This window comes from Moorena sp. SIO2C4, from assembly GCF_010672485.1.
Taxonomy (GTDB): Bacteria; Cyanobacteriota; Cyanobacteriia; order Cyanobacteriales; family Coleofasciculaceae; genus Moorena; species Moorena producens.
In genome coordinates, this window is the sequence record NZ_JAAHGN010000781.1 from 1 (window position 1) to 3,656 (window position 3,656).

Here is a 3,656-nt window from a genome sequence, read left to right on the forward strand (position 1 = left end):
TGTGGCCTACGGCCAACGGCTGATAGCTGAATGCTTACATCTACTTGAGCTAGGGTAAACTGGTGGTGTAAAGGAAATTTTTAGAAATTATTTTAAAAAAATAAAAACTGTAACCATTCAGCAAAGATACCGAAATTTTAAACTAATTTAACTTGATTAATATGTAGAAAATTACGGGTAATATAGTAATATTTTTTATAGGATTATGGTGGTTTTTATTCCCATAGTAAATAATACAGACCCTAATTGTTTTTACTTAAATCTGTCTGGAAAGGCTGTTCTAGATATTGACAGAACAATTAGCTGATGTTAGATTATTATAAATCAACGGTTTGTTGGTAAAGTCTCCGTAGGAAAAATCGGGTGAAGCCGATTCCCACGGAGACAACTAAAAATATAGAGGTTAATTGCAGTTCAATTTTCCAGCGGAATACGTCGCTGGCTTCCAGCCAATAGTTGAGTTTAGTCAGCTGTAGCTGTCACCGTAAACTTATAGGCATAATCACCACCTTTAAGGGGTAAAAGTCCCTCGATCTCCATGTTAGCTTCAACATCGTATTGGTTAGGAGGTAACGATTGGGGTGGCAGTGCAGGTCCTTCCTTACTACGCCCAATCTCGCCAACTGGTCCACCCCCAAGATCAAAAAAAGTAACTCCATACTCGTAGTTATTGGCGGTGTCTAAAAGTTCTTCAGATAGACGATTCATCGGCATCAAATCCCCAAGAGAGACAATTGCGCCACTATTACACACCATCACACCTGTAGCAGGATCACCTTCTACGTCATTAGCAACTAATACTTCGGGAAAAGGGTTTGCTAAATTACCAGGTTGAACATTTAAAAAAGAACATGTTCCCTCTACTGTGCCGTGGAATTCAAACTCCTGCTCTGTCTCAGGAGCTTCCTGAGCAAAGGCACTGGTAGCACCAACAGCAACACCTAAAGCAGTCAAGGCGGAAATAAATAAGGATTTACCGAATTGGTTTCTCATGTCCTTTATCTGGTGGGAATAAACTGTTTGTTTGTAATTTGTTTGTAATTCTATTGTTTCCTAATTTCCTAACTGGATACATCCGGAAAGATACCGAATTTAAAATTCATTGAATTTGATTAAGGTGGATAAAATTACGGGGAATAAGGGAATAGTAGTGCTACTGCAATAAACCCGATGTATCAAACCCCTTAGTTACTGTTACTTGATCTGACCAAATTGGAAAGTATGTATGTAGTTTCCCTTAAAAAATTTAGTCAGCATTTAGTCAGCTCATAGGTGTTGGATGAAAATTATTTCACTAGCTTATCTAGCTGTAACAACTCTCTTGTCTTCTTTGATTACCATAACTTCCGTTGTTGCCCAAACACTAGCACCTGAAATCCCAAAACCGGAAGTCGCCGCCACTACCTCTAGCCCAAGGCGAAACGATAGTGATCAATTGATTATTCTTCCTGTAGGCGTCAATCTGGGAAAACAGAATGTGATTCCTAGTACCTTAGTGCGGGGATTTGAAGATGGTTCCCAGGCAATTAATTTTGAAAAGTGGCTGATTCCCTTAGATGATGTGATTAAGGGCTTGAAATTAGATGTCAAACCCTTAGAAGATGGTCAATTAGAAGTGCGATCGCCTGGTTTAGTCACCCGCATCAATCCAGAAGACTTACCAACTGACCCAGAATTAGGATTAGTCATTCCCGTCAAAACCATCCAAACTCTTCTAGGAGTCCCGACGGAGTTTGACATGATTGAATACGCCATTAGGTTTAATCCCCCCTGGTTGAATGTGCGGCGCAAAGGTCGGCGAACTCCAGAAATCCCAGTCGTACTTGAAGGATTATCTGAGATTGATGCCCCTGCCTTTAGCATATCCGCGATCAGACAACGGGTAAATATTAGTGGCAGAGGGGGTGGTAGCAGTTCTCTGTCTAATTCCACTAACTATACTGGAGAATTTACCACCATCGGCACCTTATTAGGAGGTAGCTGGTTTCTGAGGACTCGCCAACCGGATTTAACCGATACTGGGACGTTTCGGTTACAGGAAGCCCAGTATTTTCGCCAAACCGATGCAGCGGATTATGTCCTAGGTTCCCAGCCCACCTTTTGGCGAAGTCAAGGGACAGGTCAATATTGGGGTGCGACCACTATCCAGCGCTGGGGATTTATCCCACCACGGTCATCGGGGGGTGGATTTAGTCCTAGCCAACGGTTACAAGCCAATGACATTGGACGCAGCATTACTGGGGAAGCTGAACCGGGTACGTTAGTCCAGCTGACCCAAGGTTTTAATGATGTGGTAGTGGATGAAATCCTAGTGGACTCCTCTGGGGTTTACCGCTTTGAAAATGTCATAACTGGACGAGGCGGTAGCAATACTTATCGCGTCTTTCTATATCCCGATGGACAGCTTACTGCGGAACCGGAAATTCGAGAGGCAAAATTTTCTATTATACCGGGTCAATTGACCAAGGGAGCCTCTGCTTTAGTTGTTTCCACTGGCTTGAGTCGGGAATCGAGCCAGAATGGGAATTTCTTTGGTGAGTTTACAGACGTGCGGGGGGGAATTGCCTATCGCTTAGGAGTCACAGAAGACCTGACTTTGGGGATGGGGATGGTTTACGACGAGTCAGTATTGGGGTTAGGGGAACTATTCTATCAACCTGCTGGATTTCCCTTAAAGGTAAAAGTGTCGGCTCTTTTGGGTACAGAGGATGAGGGGATAGACTATGATGCCAGTATTAACTTCCAACCCTCCCCTAAGCTGAGCTTTAACTTCAACAGTGATAGTCTAGCGCAGCGGTTTCGGGTCAACTGGCAAGTCTTTCGTGGTTTAACCTTGAGAGCCAGTGGTAACACTCGGGAAGAAGCCTTAGCTGCTGGTATGAGCATTTCCCACACTAGCCAAAATTTCTCACTCTTTGCCAGTGCTGACATGGACACCAATAATAACTTGCGCTGGAGTTTGAGGTCTAACCTGGGAAGTCTGAGACTGTCCCATCGAGGCAATGAAATCACCACCAATTCCGAACTAATCTATTATTTGTCCGATAGCAGTGCCTCTAAAGGACATTCCCTGCTACTGGGTTACGAAACCCGGGATTCAAATAACCGTGATGATCACCTCGCTCGCTTAGCTTGGCGCTATCGTTCTCCACAACAGTCTAGTGATGGTCGATATCTATGGGACTTGGATTTCGGCTATGGCTTCGGTTCTCGGGGTAATGGATTGATTGCCTCAGCTTCCAGTGCCGTGATTCCCGGATTAGTATTGCGGTTACGTTATCAGGAAATATCTACTACCTCTGATGGCAGCACGTTCAGGATTGAGGTCTCTCCCAATATCAATGTCCAATCAGGGATTAGCGCTGCCGACACCCGCTTTGACCGCTTACGCAGCCGAGGGGGATTGTTAATTCAGCCTTTCTTTGACAACAATGGCAATGGTAAACGAGATAAAGGGGAAGAGATTTACCTCGAAGAGCCGGATTTACTGTTACTGCTGAATAATAAATCGATTACCTCTTTTCGACCAGACATTCGCAACAATGGGATTTTTGTCAAACTCGACCCTGACACCTATCGCCTTGACCTTGACCCCGCCGGATATCCCATCGACTGGAAACCAGAGGAATCGGCCTATGCGGTGGAGGTGGTGCCCA

2 protein-coding genes are annotated in these 3,656 nt (G+C 44.4%); one reads left to right on the forward strand and one right to left on the reverse strand.

All coding sequences use genetic code 11. From position 1 onward, the window contains the following. Positions 1-462: 462 nt before the first annotated feature. A complete protein-coding gene (locus tag F6K20_RS28920) occupies positions 463-993 on the reverse strand; it encodes a hypothetical protein (RefSeq protein WP_008188505.1) in 531 nt (176 codons plus the stop codon). Positions 994-1,279: 286 nt separating this feature from the next. On the opposite strand from F6K20_RS28920, the gene F6K20_RS28925 reads away from it, so the two are divergent. Beyond that, positions 1,280-3,656: carboxypeptidase regulatory-like domain-containing protein (locus F6K20_RS28925; RefSeq protein ID WP_287296981.1), on the forward strand; the 2,377-nt coding region annotated here is incomplete at its 3' end.